The 19,861-nt window shown below is 66.8% G+C and carries 15 protein-coding genes; 9 read left to right on the top strand and 6 right to left on the bottom strand.

Annotated elements, in window-relative coordinates; all coding sequences use genetic code 11:
• Positions 1 to 62: 62 nt before the first annotated feature.
• Positions 63 to 323 (bottom strand): hypothetical protein, encoded by a 261-nt coding sequence (locus AC1RKI_RS20235; RefSeq protein WP_061959925.1) that lies wholly within the window; start codon positions 321 to 323, stop codon positions 63 to 65.
• 185 nt (positions 324 to 508) lie between these two features.
• Between AC1RKI_RS20235 and AC1RKI_RS20230 the strand changes: the two genes are divergently transcribed.
• Entirely contained in the window at positions 509 to 1,633 is a 1,125-nt protein-coding gene (locus tag AC1RKI_RS20230) for an AGE family epimerase/isomerase (RefSeq protein WP_170292573.1), read from the top strand.
• Between the two features lie 23 nt (positions 1,634 to 1,656).
• Here the strand turns inward: AC1RKI_RS20230 and AC1RKI_RS20225 are convergent, their stop codons facing one another.
• A complete protein-coding gene (locus AC1RKI_RS20225; RefSeq protein WP_061959923.1) occupies positions 1,657 to 2,514 on the bottom strand; it encodes a LysR family transcriptional regulator in 858 nt (285 codons plus the stop codon).
• Between the two features lie 130 nt (positions 2,515 to 2,644).
• Here AC1RKI_RS20225 and mdtD point away from each other — a divergent pair, with 130 nt between their 5' ends.
• The gene (mdtD, locus tag AC1RKI_RS20220; protein WP_492796930.1) at positions 2,645 to 4,057 is read left to right on the top strand and encodes a multidrug transporter subunit MdtD; all 1,413 of its coding nucleotides are present in this window, start codon (positions 2,645 to 2,647) and stop codon (positions 4,055 to 4,057) included.
• Between the two features lie 30 nt (positions 4,058 to 4,087).
• Here the strand turns inward: mdtD and AC1RKI_RS20215 are convergent, their stop codons facing one another.
• The 3 genes from AC1RKI_RS20215 to AC1RKI_RS20205 all read right to left on the bottom strand — a co-directional run bounded on the left by AC1RKI_RS20215 (position 4,088) and on the right by AC1RKI_RS20205 (position 5,620).
• Positions 4,088 to 4,459, bottom strand: a complete 372-nt coding sequence (locus AC1RKI_RS20215; protein WP_061959921.1) for a hypothetical protein — start codon at positions 4,457 to 4,459, stop codon at positions 4,088 to 4,090.
• An 87-nt stretch (positions 4,460 to 4,546) separates the two neighbouring features.
• A complete protein-coding gene (locus AC1RKI_RS20210; protein WP_492796933.1) occupies positions 4,547 to 5,233 on the bottom strand; it encodes an alpha/beta hydrolase in 687 nt (228 codons plus the stop codon).
• Between the two features lie 81 nt (positions 5,234 to 5,314).
• Positions 5,315 to 5,620 carry a hypothetical protein gene (locus AC1RKI_RS20205; RefSeq protein WP_061959919.1) on the bottom strand — a complete coding sequence of 102 codons (306 nt, stop codon included), beginning with the start codon at positions 5,618 to 5,620 and terminating at the stop codon, positions 5,315 to 5,317.
• A gap of 529 nt (positions 5,621 to 6,149) precedes the next feature.
• Between AC1RKI_RS20205 and AC1RKI_RS20200 the strand changes: the two genes are divergently transcribed.
• The 5 genes from AC1RKI_RS20200 to AC1RKI_RS20180 all read left to right on the top strand — a co-directional run bounded on the left by AC1RKI_RS20200 (position 6,150) and on the right by AC1RKI_RS20180 (position 16,962).
• The gene (locus AC1RKI_RS20200; protein ID WP_492796935.1) at positions 6,150 to 10,136 is read left to right on the top strand and encodes a cobaltochelatase subunit CobN; all 3,987 of its coding nucleotides are present in this window, start codon (positions 6,150 to 6,152) and stop codon (positions 10,134 to 10,136) included.
• A 111-nt stretch (positions 10,137 to 10,247) separates the two neighbouring features.
• A complete protein-coding gene (gene cobN, locus AC1RKI_RS20195) occupies positions 10,248 to 14,030 on the top strand; it encodes a cobaltochelatase subunit CobN (RefSeq protein WP_492796937.1) in 3,783 nt (1,260 codons plus the stop codon).
• A complete protein-coding gene (locus tag AC1RKI_RS20190; protein ID WP_492796939.1) occupies positions 14,027 to 15,109 on the top strand; it encodes a magnesium chelatase ATPase subunit I in 1,083 nt (360 codons plus the stop codon). The genes cobN and AC1RKI_RS20190 overlap by 4 nt, the downstream gene beginning before the upstream one ends.
• A 77-nt stretch (positions 15,110 to 15,186) precedes the next feature.
• Complete coding sequence (locus AC1RKI_RS20185) at positions 15,187 to 15,783, top strand: vWA domain-containing protein (protein ID WP_492796941.1); 597 nt, start codon at positions 15,187 to 15,189, stop codon at positions 15,781 to 15,783.
• A 105-nt stretch (positions 15,784 to 15,888) separates the two neighbouring features.
• Entirely contained in the window at positions 15,889 to 16,962 is a 1,074-nt protein-coding gene (locus tag AC1RKI_RS20180) for a methyl-accepting chemotaxis protein (RefSeq protein ID WP_061958035.1), read from the top strand.
• A gap of 49 nt (positions 16,963 to 17,011) precedes the next feature.
• Here the strand turns inward: AC1RKI_RS20180 and AC1RKI_RS20175 are convergent, their stop codons facing one another.
• Entirely contained in the window at positions 17,012 to 17,836 is an 825-nt protein-coding gene (locus AC1RKI_RS20175; RefSeq protein ID WP_492796943.1) for an alpha/beta hydrolase, read from the bottom strand.
• Positions 17,837 to 18,494: 658 nt separating this feature from the next.
• Here AC1RKI_RS20175 and AC1RKI_RS20170 point away from each other — a divergent pair.
• Positions 18,495 to 18,962, top strand: coding sequence for a hypothetical protein (locus tag AC1RKI_RS20170; protein WP_061958033.1), 468 nt, complete (start codon positions 18,495 to 18,497; stop codon positions 18,960 to 18,962).
• Positions 18,963 to 19,239: 277 nt separating this feature from the next.
• Positions 19,240 to 19,851, top strand: a complete 612-nt coding sequence (locus AC1RKI_RS20165) for a TetR/AcrR family transcriptional regulator (RefSeq protein WP_061958032.1) — start codon at positions 19,240 to 19,242, stop codon at positions 19,849 to 19,851.
• The last annotated feature ends 10 nt before the right edge of the window (positions 19,852 to 19,861 follow it).

Below are 19,861 nucleotides of genomic sequence, written 5' to 3'. Positions count from 1 at the left end.
CGATTCAAGCGCTCATTGGGCCTCTTCGTCACGCAATGTCACGGAACACCTCTGCATTGCGTCTAGTGAGGCCTTTGCGGGGGGATCATTTCATCGGCATTGCGCGGACCGTCCAGCATGCCGTTGCCGGCCGCCCAGCAGGCCGCTTCGGCTTCCGCATGCGAGGCGTAGTCGGAATGCGCTTCGATGGTGCTGTCGCAATCGGCGCCACCGCATTTTTCTTCGACCACGATGCGCCAGGTATAGCGCCCTGGAGGATCCTCCAGGACATGCATCACGAGCGTGCGGCGATGATCGGTCAGTGACAGGGGGTGAGTGGACATGGCGGAACTCCTGAAAACGGGCCGCGGCGGGGCAGGCGGACTTTCAACATAGCACCGGCTCGCCGTATTGCCAGCGCGAAATGATGCGGTGCGGCGTGAACGGCCTTTGCATGGCGCAAGCGGCCTGCTATCGTGTCTGCCTTCCGATTTCCGGGTCGACCTTGCGGCCCTCGCCCCTGATTGACATGCTTGTTTCGTCCACTCTCATCGACCGGATCTCGGCGCTCCGGGCGCATTTCGACACGGTAGTGACGCCAGCCTGGACCGGCGCGGGCTGGAACGGGACGATGCAACTGGCGCACGAGGCGCTCGATGGCGCCAGCGGCGCGCCGCTGCCCGACAAGCGCTATCGCACCATGGCCTGCGCGCGGCAGCTCTACGTATTCGCCGCGATCGGCAATATCGAGCACGCCAACCGGCTCTTTGCTTCGCTCAACACGCACTTTGGCGATGGCGCGGGCGGCTGGTGCTACAGCATCGATGCGCAAGGCGCGCCGCTCGATCGCACGCGCGATCTCTATACCTATGCGTTCGTGGTCTTCGCCTGTGCGCACTACTATCGCGCTGGCCGCAACCCCGAGGCGCTTCAGACATTGCGACGCACGGTGGACGTGATAGAAGGGCGCTTTGCCAGCGGCAGCGGCCTGTACCACGCAGCGCTGGCCGAGGATTTTGCCGACAACGGCGCCGGCGCGTTGCAGAACCCGCTGATGCACCTGACCGAAGCGTATCTCGCGGCGCTGGAGGCAACGGCCGACAGCTGGTTTGCCGATCGCCTGCGCGCGCTTGCCGACGCCATCTGCGGCGCCTTTGTCGATCCCGCCGATGGTTGCGTGGCGGAGCTGCCGCAGGGTTCGGCAGGTAATCGTATCGAGCCGGGGCACCAGTTCGAATGGTTTTCGCTGGTGATGACTTCGCCGTCGCTGTTTGCCGACACGACGCTAGCCGCATCGTTGCCGCGTGCCTTCGACTTTGCGCGCCGCCACGGCGTGGCGGATGACACGCTCGGCGTATGCGCGGCGCTGGACGGGCAGGGCAACATCACGGACCCGATCGAGCGCATCTGGGCGCAAACGGAATTTGCGCGCGCGCTGACCATCAAGGCCACGCTCGACGCCGATCCCGCAGCATCGCTGGCCGAACTCGAACGCTGGTGTGATCGATTCCGCGAACGGTTCCTCCACGCCAGGGGCTGGCACGAATGCCTGGCGCCCAATGGGGATGTCGTCCGCGCCGAAATGCCGTCGACCACGCCATATCACCTGCTGACGGCCTGGCAGGCAATCGGCACGCTGATCCCGAGGTCCTGAAGCACGCCGTGCGCGCTGCGAGCCTAATCGACGCGCGGCGAGCGCAGATCGCTCTTGCGGATCAGTTGCAGCAGCGTTTCGGCAGGCCTCGATAGCCGGCGCGACGCCAGCGTGATGAATTCCACCTCGGGCAGTGCCGGCAGCGCGTGGAAATTGATCGGCGCAACCAGGCCGCCGCCGGTCAGGTTCTGCGCGCGCACCGTAATGCCCAGGCCGCCGCGCGCCGCGGCGATGCAGCCGGAGTGGCTGCTGCTGGTACACACCATATGCCAGCGCCATCCCGCCGAGGCCAGTGTGTCGAGCACCACCGAGCGCGTCACGCTGGGTTCGTTCACCAGGATCAGCGGCAGTGGCTGGTCGACGTCCACCACGGTGCCGGGACGCGCCAGCCATTCCAGTTGACCGCGAAACAACGGCACGCCGCGCCGTTCTCCCTCGCGGCGCTTGCCGACGATCAGGTCCAGCGTACCGGCGTCGATCCATTCGTACAGCTTGCTGGTCATGCCGATGTTGATTTCGAGTTCCACATCGGGATGACTGGCGCGGAACGCCGCCAGCACGTTGGGCAGCGGACCCTGCGCCAGATCCTCGGAACATCCGAGTCGTACGCGCCCCTGAAGCCGCGGTCCGCTGAATTGCGATTCGGCGCGCGCCAGCGTTTCCAGGATCAGCCGCGCGTGCACCAGCAATGCCTCGCCGTCCGGCGTCAGTGCCAGCGAATGCGTATCGCGCACGAACAGGCGGCGGTTGACGCTTTGTTCGAGCCGGCGGATATGGTCGCTGACCGACGATTGCGACAGGCCAAGCTGGCGGCCGGCGTCGGTAAAGCTGCGCGCGGTGGCCACGGTGGCGAAGGTCTGGATCCAGACAGGATTGAGCATCGCCGCATTGTCATCGGAATTTCCGATAACAGTCAATAAACTCAGAGGGGTTCCCGATGGGGTGGTCGGTCGATACCATGGATGCCGTTGTTCGGGTTTCCCCCGACAGGCGTCTCCTTCAAGAACTTTCATGCACACCGCTTCAGCCCCCGCCAGCCAGCAGGCTTTTTCCCAGAAGGCCATGCTGTGGATCGTCTTCGCCGGTTTTTTCATGCAGACGCTGGACACCACGATCGTCAACACCGCGCTGCCCTCAATGGCGCACAGCCTGGGCGAACGGCCGCTCGATCTTAAACCGGTGGTGGTGGCGTACACGCTGACCATGGCGATGCTGACGCCCGCATCGGGCTGGCTGGCGGACAAGTTCGGCACGCGCCGCGTGTACTTCTGCGCCATCCTGATCTTCGTGCTGGGCTCGGTGTTCTGCGCCACCGCGCACACGCTGACGCAACTGGTGATCGCGCGCGTGCTGCAGGGCGTTGGCGGATCGATGCTGCTGCCGATCGGGCGGCTGGCCGTATTGCGCAATATCCCGGGCGAGCAATACATCGCGGCGCTGGCGTTCGTGTCGGTGGCCGGGCAGGTGGGCCCGATCTTCGGTCCCGTGCTGGGCGGATGGCTCGTGCAGAGCGCGTCGTGGCACTGGATTTTCCTGATCAACGTGCCGGTCGGGCTGTTCGGCCTGTTTGCCGTGCGGCGCTATCTGCCGCAAGGCGAAACTGGTGCGGCGCCGCCTTTCGACTGGATCGGCTGTGGCCTGCTTTCGCTGTGCATGGTCACGTTTTCGCTGGCGCTGGAAAACGGTGCGCACAGCCCGTGGAGTGCGTTGCTGGCTGCAGTCAGCCTTGCCAGTGCGCTGCTCTACATTCCGCATGCGCGCCGCCATCGCACGCCGCTATTCCGTCTGGCGCTGTTCCGCGAGCCCAACTTCAGCATCGGTCTGGTCGGCAATCTGGTTTGCCGGATCGGCTCAGGCGCAGTGCCGTTTCTGTTGCCGCTGCTGTTTCAGCTGCAACTGGGCTACTCGCCATTCCATTCCGGCCTGATGCTGTTGCCGGTGGCAATCGCCGGCACCATTTCCAAGCGCTGGATCGTGCCGCTGGTCAACCGCTTCGGCTACGACACTTTCCTGATGGTCAACACGGTGATCGTTGGCGCGTCGATCGCGTCGTTTGCAGCGATGTCGCCGGGCTGGCCGCTGGTCTTGTCGATCCTGCAACTGGCCACGTTCGGCGCGGCCAACTCGATGCAGTTTGCCGCCATGAACAGCGTGACGCTCAAGGGGTTGTCACGCGAGGACGCCGGCAGCGGCAACAGCCTGTTCTCGATGGTGCAGATGCTGGCGATTGGACTGGGCGTGACCATCGGCGGCGGACTGGTCAGCCTGTTTTCCGCGAAGCTCGGCGTGGCCGCGCCGGCGTTCCGGCTTGCGTTCCTCAGCGTCGGCGTGATCACGCTGCTGTCGGCGCTGGTGTTCCGCCGCCTCGATGCCGACCTGATCAACCCGAAAAGCGTGAAGCGCGCGACCGCGCAGGCGCGCTAGGCTCAAAACGCGGCGGCCGCGCTATTCCCGCTATTCCTCGACGCCGTTTTCGCGCAGCATCCGCTCGCATTCGTCGAGCATGTCGTGCGCGAAGGCGGATTGATAGTTGGGATCGAGCGCCTCCATCATCTCGTGCGATGCATAGAGCCCGGCCTCGCGTGACAGCGTGGCCGCCAGTTGCCGCGCCAGCTGGTCGCTAAGATCGGACAGCAGCCGCCGTTCCGACAAGGCAAGCTGCAACTTCGAACGCGACAGCCAGTTGCCGGCCAGCGTGGCGCCCTGCGATTCGGTCATCCACTGCCCGTGTTCATAAAACGCCGACAGGCGCTCGGCCGTCAGCGCAAACATCAGCGCCTTGCGTGTGTTGAAGTCGATGCGGGGCGGCGGCGAAGCGGGAATCATGAGCGAAGGTTCTCCAGGGCGAAGGCGAGGCGCGCAATGGTAGCGCAAACGCCCGCGATAACGGCTTGCCGCGGATGTGCGCGAGGCTCAGCGTGCCGGTGCCAGCCGCGCCTGCAACCAGCGTCCGATGTCGGCGATCTCTTCCAGACAGACCGAATGCGCCATTGGGTAGGTATGCCAATCGACCGGATGGCCCCGCGATGCGACGAAGTCGCGCGCACGTGTACCGAGCGCCAGCGGGACCACATCGTCGTGCGTGCCGTGCGCGGCAAGGATCGGCGTCGCGGCATTGGCGGGCGTGGCTTCGGCCGCCAGCAGATCGACCGACGGAATATAGGTGGAAAGGGCGATCACGCCTGCCAGCGTTTCGGGATGCGTGAGCGCCGTCGTGTAAGCGATCGCGCCGCCTTGCGAGAAACCGGCCAGCACGATGCGCGACGCCGGTACCCCGCGCGCGTTCTCGCGGGCAATCAGCGCGCGGATGGCGTCCCGCGACTGGCGGATGCCGGCTTCGTCCACCTGTCGCCCGGCTTCGTCGAGCGAATAGATGTCATACCAGGCCGGCATCACATAGCCGCCGTTGCACGTGACCGGTATCGCGGGGGCTTGAGGGAAGATGAAGCGGATGGCCGGCGCGTCGGGCAAACCGAGCTCGGGCACCACGGGGACAAAGTCGTTGCCGTCGGCGCCCAGCCCGTGCATCCAGATGACGGCACATGTCGGACCAGGCGCGGTTTCGATTTCTATGGCGGGCAACAAGGCAAATTCAGACATGGCCGATTTCAGTGCAAGGCGCGAGAAAGCGGCCAGTATCGCACAGGCTCATGCGAACCTATGCGACCGGTTCGGCAGCAATCAGGCGGCGGACGGCACGATCGGAATCGTCGTCAGGCCCGGTGCCGAACGCGAGGGCTGCGGCGATTGCAGCGCCGGGGCGTCTGCCTGCGGTGGCGAGGCAAAGCGGCGGTCGGCAACGCCTTCCACGCCGGTTGCGCCCACCTCTTCGAGGAAGGCAATCATGTTGCGGTAGTAATCGACTTGCATCTGCGCTTCTAGCAGGCGACGCTCTGCCTGGAAAAGCGTCAGCCGCATGTCGTGCAGTTCCTTCTCCGCGATTTTCTCGGGCGTCGGCGGACTGAACAAATTTGCAAGCGAACGCATGGCAGTTACCTCCCGGATATGTCAACAGCTGACTAAAAGTGATTCATGCGATTGTCTGCGCCATGCCGTCCAATATAGTCGATCCGACGCAAGGTACACGATGGGTCACCATGGATCATGTGGGGTCGCCCACAAGAATGATTGCCGTCACGCGGCCGGTGCGGTAGATTTATCGCCCAACAGCCAGGGCCCGCATCAGGCACGTCCTGGCTTTGTCTTTTTTACACGCGGCGCTTGCTACAACTTGCCGATTGTGGCGAAAGCTGCCGTCGCGCGCGGCGGTCATCGGGCTTGGGCGGCGTGGCGAAAAAAATCTCGTCGGTAAAAAAACCACACGCATGCAGTGCGCGCTGCGGCGCTTGACCACGGGGCGCTCGCGCAGCGTGTCGTTCGCACGACAACAGCATGACAAAGGCACGACAGCGGCATGACGTGCGCGCCGCTCGGGCGGGCAGGTAGAATGCGCAGCCTGCATGGCTGCCGTCACTTTTCCACCGTTCTCATCGCCCCCTTTCCCATCGCTTCTGCCGTGTCCGATTCTTCGCCCGCGCGTTGCCGCTTGCTATGCCGGATCCTGTTGCTGTGGTTGTGTCTGGCATGCCTGCCGGCCCTAGGTGTGGCCGCGCCGATCAAGGTCGTCGTGGTGACATCGCAGCCGCATCTGCTGCCGGCCGCGGCCGCGACGTTTCGCGCGGCCTATGGCGACGACGTGGCCGAATTCAGCTTTGCCACGCGCGTTCCCGATAGCGCCCTGCTCGATCGCGCCGATGTTATTGAAGCGTGGTTCGTACCGCCTGCAGTGCTGCGCGGCATGGCGCCCGCGATGCGCCACGCGCGCGAGCGGGGCGCGTCGATTGTGGCCGCGCCGCTCGAAAGCGCGCAGGCGGCGTGGGGTGTCGCGCCCGATGCGGCGCTGACCGCCGCCGCGCAACCGTATTGGGACGCGGGTGGCGTCGACAACCTTGTCGCACTGCTCGCGCATGCGGTGGCGGCGCGCCAGCGCGCGGCCGGCATCGCGCCGATCGCGGTGCCGCCGGTGCGCGCGGCGCCAGCGGCTGGCATCTATCATCCGCGCGCGCCGCAACCGTTTGCCTCGCTCGACGACTACCTGCGCTGGTATCGCCCGCAGCAGCGCATGGGCGCCGATGCGCCGCTGGTTGGCATCGCGTTCTACGCCACGTCATGGCGTCAGCGCGATCTTGCGCACATCGACGCGCTGATCGATGCTCTGGAGCGTCGCGGCATCGGCGCCGTGCCGGTATTCGGCTGGCCAATTTCCAGCCTCGATGCGCTGCTGACGCGGCACGGCGGCGCCACGCCGCTGCGCGCGCTGCTTTCGCTGAATCTGACCATTCCGCGCGCCGAAGACAAGGAGTGGCTGGCCAGGCACGGACTGCATGTGATGAATCTGGTCGCCACGCGCGACAGCGCCGCCGCGTGGCAAGCCGATATACGTGGCATTGCCGGGGATCGCCTGCCATTGCTGCTGACCGCGCCCGAGCGCAGCGGCGCCACCGAGCCGATGCTGTTCGCCACGCAGGAGGATCGCGATGGCGCAATCGGCAGCGCCGCGGTGCCGGAGCGCGTGCAGGCCATCGTGGCGCGCGTTGCGCGATGGATAGCGCTGCAGGACAAGCCCGCCGCCCGCAAGCATGTGGCCGTGCTGTACTACAACAATCCGCCCGGACGCGGCAATATCGGCGCGAGCTACCTGGCCACGCTGCCGTCGTTGACGCAGATCCTGCAGCGCCTGCGCGCGGCGGGATACGACACCGGCACCGTCATGCCCGATGCCGCCACGCTGACTGGACTGCTGGAAGCCAGCGGGCGCAACGTCGAGACCTGGTCGCCCGGCGAACTCGATCGCATGGTGCGCGCGGGCCATGTCACGCTGGTTCCCGTGGCGCAGTATCGCCGCTGGTTCGACGCGTTGCCCGCGGCGTTTCGCCAGTCGGTGCTGCAGGCCTGGGGCCCGCCCGAACAGAATCCATTGATGATGACGCGCGATGCGCGTGGCGAGCGTGCGTTCGTGATTCCGGGACTGTTCTTCGGCAACGTGTTTGTTGGACCGCAGCCGTTGCGCTCGACGTTCGAGCGGGCGCTCGACGCTTCGCACGACACGCTCACGCCGCCGCCGCATTCGTATCTCGCCGCCTATCTCTGGTATCGGCACGCGTTTGGCGCCGATGCCGTGGTGCACGTGGGGCGTCATGGCACGCTGGAATGGCTGCCCGGAAAGCAGGTGGCCCAGTCGGGCGAGGACGCATCGGAAGTCCTGCTTGGCGATCTGCCGAACGCCTACGTCTACATCCAGGATGGCGGCGGCGAGGCGATTCAGGCCAAACGGCGCAGCGCGGCGGTGCTGGTCAGCCATCTGTCGCCGTTGCTGGCGTCCGCGGGACAGCCGCCCCTGCTGGCGGCGCTCGACGAGGCCGTCGAGCAGGCCGAAGCCACGCGCGACAGCGCGCCCGAACTCTCGGCACAGTATCGCAAGCAAGCGCTGCAACAGATGCGTGCGCAAGGGCTGGACCGCCAGTTGGCGCTCGACGCCGATGCGCCATGGGACACCATCGCGCCCACGCTGCACGCCTTCCTGCACAAGGTCGAGGCCGAACCGATGCCGCTTGGCATTCACGCGCTGGGCGAGATGCCGTCGGAGGCCGATCAGGTCGATGCGCTGGCCTTGATGCTGGGCGCGCTGCTGCCCGCGGACGCCGCGCAGCGGCGCGCGTGGGCCGAGGCAATCGTCCGCGGCCACGCACCGGACGGCGGCGACGATACGACGCGTAAGGCGTTGGCGGCGGCGCGGCAGTGGCTTGCCGATCTGCGCAGCTCGCCACAGCAGGAACTCGACGGCCTGATCACCGTGTTGTCCGGGCGATATCTGCCGAGCGGGCCGTTGGGCGATCCGGTGCGCGTGCCAGACAGTCTGCCGACGGGCCGCAATCTGCATGCCTTCGATGGCGCGCGGATCCCCACGCGCGCGGCATGGGCGCTGGGGCAGGCAATGGCCGCGCAAACGCTGGCGCGCTTTGCGCAAGCGTCGGGCGGCGTGCCGCAATCGGTGTCGATGGTCTTGTGGTACGGCGAGACGGAACGTCATCAGGGTGCGATGGAAGCCGAAGCGCTGTACCTGATGGGCGTGGAACCGGTCTGGAATGCGCGCGGCATCGTCGAGGACGTGCGCCTGATCCCGGACGCGCAACTGGGGCGTCCGCGCGTGAACGTGGTACTGACCACCTCGGGCATCTATCGCGATGGCTTTGGCGACAAGATCGCGCTGCTCGACAAGGCCGCGCGGCTGGCCGCGGCGGCCGGCGAGAACGCAATTAGCCGCCATGACCGCGACGTGACAGCGTTGCTGATCGGGCAGGGCGTCGGCGCGCAGGAGGCGGCCAGGCTGGCGCGTGCGCGTGTGTTTGCCGCGCGGCCCGGTAACTATGCGATCGGCGTGCAGCAGATGGTCGAACAGAGCCGCGACGCCCAGAACGGACCCGACGCGCTGGCGCAGCAATACCTGCGCAACATGAACTTTGCGTACTCGGCCGAAGGTTGGGGCCAATCCGCGCCGATGGCGCTGGCCAGCCATCTCAAATCGAACCAAGCGGTGCTGTTTTCGCGCACCAGCACGCTTTATGGCGCGCTCGACAACGACGACACCTACCAGTACGCGGGCGGACTGGCTGCCGCCACGCGCGCCGTTGCAGGCAAGGCGCCGCCGCTGTGGCTGCACAATCTGCGCCGCGCCGGCGAAACGCAGACCGTCGATGCGCAGACCTGGCTCGCCACCGAACTCAACGCGCGCCAGTGGAATCCGAAATGGATCAGCGCGATGCAGCGATCCGGTTACGCGGGCGCGCGCGAAATGGCCCGCGAGGTGGAGCACCTCTATGGCTTTCAGGCGACCGTGCCCGAACAGATGCCCGGCGAGTTCTGGCAACGCACGTATGACGTCTATGTCGCGGACAAACTCGATCTCGGCATGGAGGCGTTCTTTCGCGACGCCAATCCGCATGCCCGCCAGAGCATTCTGGCGCGGCTGCTGGAAGTCGACCGGCAAGGCAGCTACCGTTTCACCGATGCGGAGCGCCGCGACATGCTGCGCGCCTACGCGCAGAGCGTGCAGCGCGATGGGCTGTCGTGCACGGCCAATACCTGCGGCAATCCGCTGCTGATGGCGCATATTGCACGCGCCGGCCATGCGGCGCGCATCGATATGAAGGCCCTGGGCCGCGAACTTGCCGATGCCGTGGTCGACCCCGTGCCGCGCGCTGCGCCGATCCGTGCGCGTGAGCCTCACCCCAACGCGCCCACAGCGGGCCCGTCGCCGACGCCGCGCAAAACCGAAGCCGAGCAGGACCGCACGCATGCGGTGACGGGCCAGCGTCTGCTGCCGCAACCGATGCCGACGGCAGACGCCGCGGCGCCGCATGTCCGGCAGCCGTGGATAACGCTGGCGCTTGCGCTGCTGGTGATCGGCGCGGGCGCGTATCGCGCGTGGCGGCGGATGCGCTGAACGTCGCCGTTATCGACCATGGATCGCCTCTGCGCACCAATGGACAGCCCGTCGCGTTCTCCGTATTCTGAGCGCCTTTACGATTTCCGCGCCGTCGGCGCGCGTTGACCGATGCATCTGCTGTCCACCCGGCCGGGAGGCTTTGTCGAGGACAACGCCGTGGTGCTGCGCATCGAGCAGACGCCTGGCGATATTGTCGTGCTGAGCGCGGCCGATACCACGTTGTCGCTGCTGGCCGCCGCCGTGCCCGCACTGGGCGACGATTATCCGCGCGTGCGTCTGGCCAATCAGATGTACCTGCGGCAACCGGCGTCGCTGGATCTGTACATCGACGAGGTGCTGCAGCATGCGCGCGTCGTGGTGGTCGATCATCTTGGCGGCGAAAGCGACTGGGCCTACGGCCTGGAACGGCTGCCCGAACTGGCGCGCGCGCGCAACCAGTTGCTGGTGATGTTTTCGGGCGACCTTGCCGAAGACGACAACCTGTCGCGGCGCGGCAATGCACCGGCCGCGCTGTCGCACCAGCTGTGGCGTTATTTGCGCGAAGGCGGCGCGGGCAACGCCGAACAGTTTTTCCGCTGCATCGGGCACCACGCTTTTGGCCATGCGCAGACCGCCATGCCGGCACAGGTGCTGCCGCAAGCCGCGCTATATCATCGCGACCGTGGCGTCGCCACCGTACAGGACTGGCAGCGCGAATGGGCCGCGCGGGGCCTGCGCGACGCGCCGGTGGTGGCGCTGCTGTTCTATCGCTCTCACCTGCAGGCGGGCAACACCGAGGTGTTCGACGCGCTGGCCGACGCTTTGCTCGATGCCGGGCTCTGTCCGCTGCCGCTGGCGCTCAGTTCGCTCAAGGAGCCGATCTGCCGCGAGGTTTTGCAGCAGCTGTGCGACGCGCATGGCGTGTCGCTGGTGCTCAATACCACGGCGTTTTCCGCCGCGTCGCTCGATCGCGCGGGCGAGCCCGACACGCCGCTGGCCAACGATGCGCCCGTCCTGCAGGTGATTCTCAGCGGCGGCAATCGCGACGACTGGCTCGCCGATAGCCAGGGCCTGGGCACGCGGGACGTGGCGATGCACGTCGCCATGCCAGAAGTCGACGGCCGCATCATCACGCGAGCCATCAGCTTCAAGGGACTGGCATGGCGTTGCCCGCATACGGAAGTGGATGTGGTGCGCTATCAGCCCGATACCGGGCGCGTGCGGTTCGTGGCGGAACTGGCGCGCCGCTGGTGCCGCTTGCGCACCGTGCCGGCCGCCGACAAGCGGCTCGCGCTGATCCTGGCGAACTATCCGGCCAGCGAAGGGCGCATCGGCAATGGCGTGGGGCTCGATACGCCGGCCTCCGTGGTGCGCATCCTGTCGATGCTGCGCGATGCGGGCTATGCGCTCGGACCGCTGCCGGCCGACGGCGACGCGCTGATGCGCGGCCTGACGCGCGGCATCACCAACGATGTCTATCAGCATGCGTGGCGCCCTGCATTCCAGAGCCTAGCCATGGGCGACTACAAGGCGTGGCTGGCGCAGTTGCCGCAGGCCAACCGCGACGCCGTCACGGCGCGCTGGGGCGCGCCGGAGGCCGATCCGATGGTGCGCGACGGCCGCTTCATGATCGCCGGCGTGCGCAGCGGTCATGTCTTCATCGGCATCCAGCCGGCGCGGGCCTACGGGGTCGACGACTACGCCAGCTATCACGATGCCGAGCTGCCGCCGCCGCACGGCTATCTGGCGTTCTACTTCTGGCTGCGCCATGTGTTTGGCATCGACGCCGTGGTGCACGTGGGCAAGCACGGCAACCTGGAATGGTTGCCGGGCAAGAGCGTCGCGCTGTCCGATGCGTGCTGGCCCGATGTGGTGCTGGGCCCGCTGCCGCATCTCTATCCGTTTATCGTCAACGATCCCGGCGAAGGCGCACAGGCCAAGCGCCGCACGCAGGCCGTGATCATCGACCACCTGATGCCGCCGCTCACGCGCGCGGAAAACTACGGGCCGCTACAGGATCTGGAGCGTCAGGTCGATGAATACTACGAAGCGCTGAGCTTCGATCCGCGTCGCGCCAGGCTGCTGCGGCGCGAGATCCTGAAGTCGATCGTCAGCCAGCAGCTGCATCGCGAACTCGGGCTTGACGCGCCGTCCAGCGGCGAAGACGAAGAGGTGCTGCTCAATCGCACCGACGCATGGCTGTGCGAACTGAAGGAGTCGCAGATACGCGATGGGCTGCATGTCTTCGGGCAATCGCCAGCCGGACGGCAGCGGCGCGATACGCTGGCCGCGCTGGCGCGCTTTCCGGTGGAAGACGGGCAGGGCGCGCGCGCCGGTCTGCTGTCCGCGATGGCGGCCGACCTTGCCCTCGGTGCGGATTTCGATCCCCTCGACGCCGACTGGGCGGCGCCATGGACCGGCCCGCGTCCCGCGTGCCTTGCCGAGGTCGGCGATGGGCCGTGGCGCCATTGCGGCGATACGCGCGAGCGGCTGGAAGCGCTTGCGCTGCGGCTGCTTGAGGACGCCACCGACGTCGGCCCGCAATCGCGCGCAGTGATGGCGCGGCTGCGCGAGCAGATAGCGCCGCGCCTCGATGCGTGCGGCGCGCAGGAACTGATGCAGCTCGAACGCGGGCTGGCCGGGCGGTTCGTGCCAGCGGGGCCGAGCGGCGCACCGTCGCGCGGGCGTCCCGACGTGCTGCCCACCGGGCGCAATTTCTATTCGGTCGATACACGCGCGGTGCCCACGCGCACGGCGTGGACGCTGGGGCTGCGCGCGGCCAACCAACTGATCGAGCGGCATTTGCAGGAGCATGGCGAGTATCCGCGCGCGGTCGGGCTGTCGGTGTGGGGCACCGCCACCATGCGCACCGGCGGCGACGATATCGCGCAGGCGATGGCTCTGCTTGGCGTGCGGCCGAAATGGGCGCACGGCAGCCATCGCGTGGTCGATTTCGAGATCCTGCCGATGACGGTGTTCGACCGGCCGCGCGTCGATGTGACGTTGCGCGTGTCCGGTTTCTTCCGCGACGCGTTTGCCAATCTCGTGGCGCTGTTCGACGCGGCCGTGCAAGCCGTGGCGGCGCTCGACGAGCCCGCCGACGTGAATCCGCTACGCGCGCGCGTACTGGCCGAGCAGCAGGCGCTCGAAGCGCAGGGTATCGCGCCCGAATTCGCGCGCCAGCGTGCCGGCTGGCGCGTGTTCGGTGCGCGTCCTGGCGACTATGGCACCGGGCTGCAGGCGCTGATCGACACACGGCGCTGGCAAAGCGACGAGGATCTGGCGCAGGCCTATCTGCATGCCGGGGGCTACGCGTACGGTCAGCGCAGCGCCGGCGCCGACGCGCGCGACGCGTTCGCCGCGCGGCTTGCCGAGATCGACGTGGTGCTGCAGAACCAGGACAACCGCGAACACGACATCCTCGACGCCAACGACTATTACCAGTTCCACGGCGGCATGGTGGCGGCCGTGCGGCACTTGGGCGGCGCGCAACCGGCCGTCTATCTGGGCGATCACGCCAACCCGGCCGCGCCGCGCGTGCGTACGCTCGACGAGGAAATCGCGCGCGTGATCCGCACGCGCGTGGTGAATCCAAAATGGATCGACGGCGTCAAACGCCACGGCTACAAGGGCGCGTTCGAGATGGCGGCGACGGTCGATTACCTGTTCGGCTACGATGCCACGGCGCGCGTGGTTGGTGATCATCAATACGCGCTGGTGGCCGACGCCTATGTGCATGACGACGTCACGCGGGCGTTTCTCGCGCAGCACAATCCGCGCGCGCTGCAGGGCATCTGCGAGCGCCTGCTGGAGGCGATGGCGCGCGGACTGTGGCAGGAGCCGGGCGACCATCAAACGCGGATCGCCGGCCATCTGCTCGATAACGAACAGCATCTGGAAGGGATGTCATGACGAAAACGGCATTGCGCCCGATATTTCCATTCAGTGCCCTGGTGGGCCAGGACGCGCTTCAGCAGGCACTGCTGCTGGCCGCCATCGATCCGGGCATCGGCGGCGTGCTGGTGACGGGACCGCGCGGCACGGCAAAATCGACCGCCGCGCGCGCGCTGGCAGAGCTGCTGCCGCACGGGCGCTTCGTGACCCTGCCACTCGGCGCCAGCGAGGAACAACTGACCGGCTCGCTCGATCTGGGGCATGTGCTGCAACAGGGCGAGGTGCGGTTCCAGCCGGGCCTGCTGGCGCGTGCGCACGACGGCGTGCTGTACGTCGACGAGGTGAACCTGCTGCCCGATCCGCTGGTGGACCAGTTGCTCGACGTGGCGGCCAGCGGCGTCAATGTGGTGGAGCGCGATGGCGTGTCGCATCAGCATCCGGCGCGATTCGTGCTGGTAGGCACCATGAATCCGGAAGAAGGCGAGTTGCGTCCGCAATTGCTCGATCGCTTCGGGCTGGCGCTGGCGCTATCGAACTACGACGACCCGGCGGTGCGGCAGGCGATCGTGCGGGCACGGCTGGACTTCGATACCGATCCCGATGCGTTCCGCGCTGCCGTGGCGGAACGTCAGCGCGATCTGGCGCGGCAGGTGGCGCGCGCGCGTGAAGCGCTTGCGGGCCTGGCGTTCAGCGATGCAGTGCACGATCGTGTCAGCGCGCTGTGCCTGGCCGCCGAGGTCGATGGCGTGCGCGCCGACCTCGTGATGCTGCGCGCGGCGCGTGCGCTGGCGGCATGGCGCGGCGACCCTGCCGTGCGCGCCGATCATGTCGATGCGGTGGCAGAGCTGGTGCTGCACCATCGACGTCACGCGCACGGCGAGACATCGCAGCCAAGGCAAGACGCGCAGTCCGCACCGTCGAAGGGTGGGCCGGCGCCGTCGTATGGCGAGCAGGGAGGGCAGGATGGTCCTGCGCCCGACCATCGCCAGAGCGCCGACCCATGGGGTGCGCTGCCGCCGCCGCAGACCGCCGGCATTGCCGACGTCAAACCGCTGAAACCGTTCCATATCGGGAATCGCACCGCAAAAAAAGCCTGAGCCACCGGCGCGCCGCCGCGCAGCAGCGGCAGGGCGGCGACCGGTGGCAGGCGCCCCGGCTCGTATCGAAGGGTTCCGTGTCGCATGACGGCGCACCGGGCGCGCGCGTGCACTGGCCGCGCACGCTGGCCGCCAAGCGCGACCGGGCGTTGGCCGCGCCTCATCTGCGCTATCGCCATGTGTCGGCGCGCGGCGGCGAACTGCACTGCATCGTGCTCGATTGTTCTGCATCGATGCTGCAAGGCGACCAGCTGGCGCTGGCCAAGGGCGTACTGGTGCGCCTGATCGAACGCGCCTATCAGGCGCGCGCCGACGTTGCGCTGGTGTGTTTCGCGGCCGGGCAGGCGGAAGTCCGTCTGGCGCCGTCGCGCGCGCGGCGCTGGAACGACGACTGGGTCCGCCCGATCGCCGGCGGTGGCGGCACGCCGCTGGCGCTTGGTGCGGCGCGCGCGGACCAGTTGCTCGCGCGCCAGGCTCGGCTGCGTCCCGCGCAGCGCCGCTGGCTCTGGCTGCTCAGCGACGGCCGCACCACCGAAACGCCGTCCCGACCCGCGTGGGCCGACCATATCGTGGTGGTCGACGTCGAGCGCCAGGCGCTGGCGCTGGGCCGCTGCCAGCAGCTGGCGCAGGGCTGGGACGCTGAATACCGCAACGCCGAAACGCTAACGCTCTGAACGCTAAAGTTTCGCCGCCACCTGTCCGTTAGCCCATCGATAGCCCCGGACTACGCGGGGCGCAAACGAGGAGCGGACTGCATCATGGCTTGGGACAACTTGAGTATGCGCATCCGGTTGGGTGCGACATTTGGCGTGATCTTGCTGCTGGTGGCGATCATGATGACGCTGGCGCTTGACGCGATGCCGGACAGCGGTCCGCGCGGCTGGATCTGGGGCCTAGGCGCCGCGGTGCTGGCCTTCAGCGTGATCTGCTGGTTCCGGCTGACGGGTGCCATCGAGGTGCCGCTCAGGGAAGCGGAATTCATCGCGGAAACGGTGGCCGCCGGGGACCTGAGCAAGGAATTCGAAACCGATCGCGGCGGCGATTTCGGTCGTCTGCTGGGCGGACTTGGCGAGATGGAGGACATGCTCACCGACCTGGTCACGCGCATCAAGTCGGCCAGCGATTCGATTTCATCGGCATCGCAGCAGATTGCCGTGGGCAACACCGATCTGTCGCAGCGCACCGAGGAGCAGGCCGCGACGCTGCAGGAAACCGCGTCGAGCATGAGCGAACTGACCACCATGGTCAAGCAGAACACCGACCGCGCGCGCACGGCCAACGGGCTGGCGGCATCGGCGTCCGATATTGCGGAGCGCGGCGGCGAACTGGTCGGCAAGGTGGTGAAGACGATGGACGCGATCAGCGTCAGTTCCCGCAAGGTGACCGACATCATCGCCGTGATCGAGGGCATCGCGTTCCAGACCAACATCCTGGCGCTGAACGCGGCCGTGGAAGCCGCGCGCGCCGGCGAGCAGGGCCGCGGCTTCGCCGTGGTGGCGGGCGAAGTGCGCACGCTGGCCCAGCGCAGCGCAGCGGCGGCCAAGGAGATCAATGTGCTGATCCACGATTCGGCGAATCAGGTGGAAAGCGGCTCGGCGCTGGTCGGGCAGGCCGGTGCGACGATGGACGAAATCGTGCAGGCAGTGCGCCGCGTCACGCAGATCCTTGGCGAGATCGCCGTCGCGTCCGAACATCAGAGCGCCGGCATCGAACAGGTCAACGTGGCCGTTACCCAGATGGACGATGTCACGCAGCAGAACGCGGCACTGGTGGAGCAGGCGGCGGCTGCATCGTCCGCGCTGGCCGATCAGGCCCAGGAACTGCAAAAGGTGGTGGGCGAGTTCAAGCTGTAGGCGCGCCGGGGGCGTCCGTGCGGCAGTGACGCGACAGGCGTGAGGGGCGTCAGAGGCGCCCGCTTTGCAGATAGCCGATCACCGGCGCCCAGAACTTGTTCATGAACGCCGGTTCGATGGCGGCGTTATGGGGCAGGTCTTCAAACACGACCAGGCGGCTTGGCGCATGCACGGCATGGGCCAGGTCCTCTGCGTGGCCGAACGGGATGGTCTCGTCGTGCCGGCTGTGTATCAGCATCACTGGCATTCTCAGCGCGCGCAGCCGGGCAACGTTGTCCCACGGATTCGGCAAGGCCCACGCGATCCAGCGCGGCACAAGGCCGGTGGCGACCGCCGCCGCGCGCGCGGAGCGGAATCCGGCCCCGATCACCGCGCCGTCAGGCTGAGGATGCAGATCGCCCAGCACATCGAGCAACACGCCGCTGCCCAGCGAATAGCCCATCACATGATGGCGCGCGGCGCGTGGCGCCACCGCACGGAACTGCGCATACGCCGCCAGGGCGTCTTCGCGCAAATGGCGCACGCTGGGCTTGCCCGTGCTGGTGCCATATCCGCTGTAATCGAACACGAAGGAGCTGATGCCCGCGGCATGGAGCAAGGCCTGCACGGGTGCCCAGTCGCCCAGCGACTCCTCGTCGCCATGGAACACCGCCAATGCCGGGGCCGCGGGATTGGCGGCGCCGACCCACGAAGCGTGCAGCCGACGGTCGCCGCTCGGGAATACGTATTGGCGCGAAGCCACGCCAAAGTCGTCAGGCGTTTGCGTGCCCACGGGGCCGGGCACGAATGCCTCGCGTTCGATCGCGCGGTACAGCAGCAGGCGACCCAGACCGGCCGCCGCGACCAGACCCGCCAGCCCCGCAAGCCCCAGCATGCCGACGAGCCAGCGCCGGGACGGGGCGGGGGGCGCAGGATCGACAGCGCTCGCCCCACCGGGCTCCCGCGCGGCGAAGGGCGCAGGCCCGGTACGAGCGCCGGTATCCGGATCTGGGTGCGGTTCGGGCGGCATGAGTTGTTGAATGCTCCGCAAAGGTCGGGCGTCGAGGGCGTCCGCAAAGTAGGTGGCGTGCGGGACTGTATCTGGCCGCGCGTTCGTGCGGTGTGGTGCGGACGCGACTGCAGTATCTGTAACCCTAGCACCTGTTGTGCCGGAAGGCAGGGCGGCACACACGGTGCAGCGCGGGATCGATCACAAATTCCTGAAGAATCAATTAGATATCGCCTAAATTGACCTGATCAATCGCGCCGATAGAAAAGTTTTTGCGCGCGCACTGCAAATCGTCCTTGCTTATCTATCTATAGGTAGATAGTATTCAGGCCATGGACAGCGACGCAACAACAAGCAATAGCGGTTTAGCGAAAACTGTCCACGCAACATCAGGCAGTTTGTCAGTACCGGAGGCGGTATTTTTTTGGATCGATAAATCTATCTAGCAGTAGATAGCAAAAGAATCCGCCGAATCGCAGCACAGACAATCGCCCCGCGATCCACCACCGAACCGAGATCGCCCGGCCTTATCACGGAGAGCATCATGAACGCCAAGACCATCCTGACCGCCGCCACCCTTGCAGCCGCTTTTGTGACGGGCGCCGCCCAGGCCGCCCAGCCGCGCGGTGAAGTCTACGGTTATACGTATCGCATCAACGATCAACGCAGCGCCTTTACCGACGGCGCGCGCCAAGGCAAGTTCGACGCCTTCAGCGAAGGTGCGCGCATCAGCAACCGCGACGGCTACACCGACGGTGCACGCATCAGCAATCGCGACGGCCTGAGCGCCAGCATCGGCAATCGTGACGTGTACTCGGAGGGCGCCCGCAACGCCGATCCGTACACCGACGGCGCGCGCTTCGTAGCCGGCCTGGACCGCACCGGCGTTTCGGCCAGCCCGGCCCGTTCTGCCGATCCGTACCTGGACGGCGCCCGCGGCAATGGCCCGCGCAACCCGTACTTCGACGGCGCACGCTCGACCGACGTGTACACCGACGGCGCACTGGTCTGAGCGCAACGGCGCGCGACTTGCCAGGATTTGGCGGTCGCGCCAACGCAGACGGGCCTCCCTCGAATCGAGAGGAATGCCCGTCTGTTTTCCAACAGGAAGCACTACGATGAAAACGCTTGGGCACGATGCCCTGATTCTGGGCGGATGGCTGGCACTTTGTGCAGCCAGTGGTTCAGCCGTCACGCTGGTGGTGCAAACACTGGCGTAATTGGCCTGGAGATTGACTCCGGGAAAATCCCGGTTGAGTATCTATCTTCGTGTAGATAAAGTTCCCACCATGAAAACGCAACCTGTTCGCGAGCAACTGCTCGAACACACGCTGGTGCTGATCCGCAGCCGCGGCTTCAACGGCTTCAGCTACCGCGACCTGGCCGAGCTGGTGGGGGTCAAGACCTCCAGCATCCACTATTACTTTCCTTCCAAGGACGATCTGGTCCTGGAAGCCGTGCGGGAATACAGCCGACGCATCTCCGAGCGGCTGGCGGGCATCGATTCGAGCCTGCCGGTGCTGGAGCAGGCCCGGCTTTACCTCGACCCGCTGCGCCAGACGTGCGGTTCGGGGCAGATCTGCCTGGCCGGCATGTTGTCGACGGAAATCCTGAGCCTGCCCGAATCGGTCCACCATGTGCTCAAGGAGTTCTATCACATCAACGAGGCGTGGCTGACCAAGCTGCTCGAACGCGGCCAGAAGGAGCGCGATACGCCGTATCCGGTGCCCCCGGCCATGCTGGCGCAGGTGATTTATGGATCGCTGCAAAGCGGGCTGATCGCGGCGCGGCTTTTCGGCACGCAGGAACGCCTGGAAGCGGCGGCTGAAACGCTGCTCGGCGCGCTGTGCAACAAGCGCGCGAAAGCGTTGCTGGAATCCCAGGCCGCCTGCGCCGCCTGAGCGCGGCGTC

The organism is Cupriavidus sp. GW822-FHT06G04, assembly GCF_058799075.1.
Note: the sequence above shows the minus strand (reverse complement) of the source record. Positions and strands in the feature narration are given on the sequence as shown.

Bases quoted from the DNA above. Each gene is read 5' to 3' on its own strand.
- AC1RKI_RS20170 (WP_061958033.1), top strand. From the start codon at position 18,495: ATGAACGCCAAGACCATCCTGACCGCCGCCACCCTTGCAGCCGCTTTT.
- AC1RKI_RS20180 (WP_061958035.1), top strand. From the start codon at position 15,889: ATGCGCATCCGGTTGGGTGCGACATTTGGCGTGATCTTGCTGCTGGTG.
- AC1RKI_RS20210 (WP_492796933.1), bottom strand. From the start codon at position 5,233: ATGTCTGAATTTGCCTTGTTGCCCGCCATAGAAATCGAAACCGCGCCT.
- AC1RKI_RS20235 (WP_061959925.1), bottom strand. From the start codon at position 323: ATGTCCACTCACCCCCTGTCACTGACCGATCATCGCCGCACGCTCGTG.
- AC1RKI_RS20205 (WP_061959919.1), bottom strand. From the start codon at position 5,620: ATGCGTTCGCTTGCAAATTTGTTCAGTCCGCCGACGCCCGAGAAAATC.
- mdtD (WP_492796930.1), top strand. From the start codon at position 2,645: ATGCACACCGCTTCAGCCCCCGCCAGCCAGCAGGCTTTTTCCCAGAAG.
- AC1RKI_RS20230 (WP_170292573.1), top strand. From the start codon at position 509: ATGCTTGTTTCGTCCACTCTCATCGACCGGATCTCGGCGCTCCGGGCG.
- AC1RKI_RS20190 (WP_492796939.1), top strand. From the start codon at position 14,027: ATGACGAAAACGGCATTGCGCCCGATATTTCCATTCAGTGCCCTGGTG.
- AC1RKI_RS20175 (WP_492796943.1), bottom strand. From the start codon at position 17,836: ATGCTGGGGCTTGCGGGGCTGGCGGGTCTGGTCGCGGCGGCCGGTCTG.
- AC1RKI_RS20225 (WP_061959923.1), bottom strand. From the start codon at position 2,514: ATGCTCAATCCTGTCTGGATCCAGACCTTCGCCACCGTGGCCACCGCG.
- cobN (WP_492796937.1), top strand. From the start codon at position 10,248: ATGCATCTGCTGTCCACCCGGCCGGGAGGCTTTGTCGAGGACAACGCC.
- AC1RKI_RS20215 (WP_061959921.1), bottom strand. From the start codon at position 4,459: ATGATTCCCGCTTCGCCGCCGCCCCGCATCGACTTCAACACACGCAAG.
- AC1RKI_RS20165 (WP_061958032.1), top strand. From the start codon at position 19,240: ATGAAAACGCAACCTGTTCGCGAGCAACTGCTCGAACACACGCTGGTG.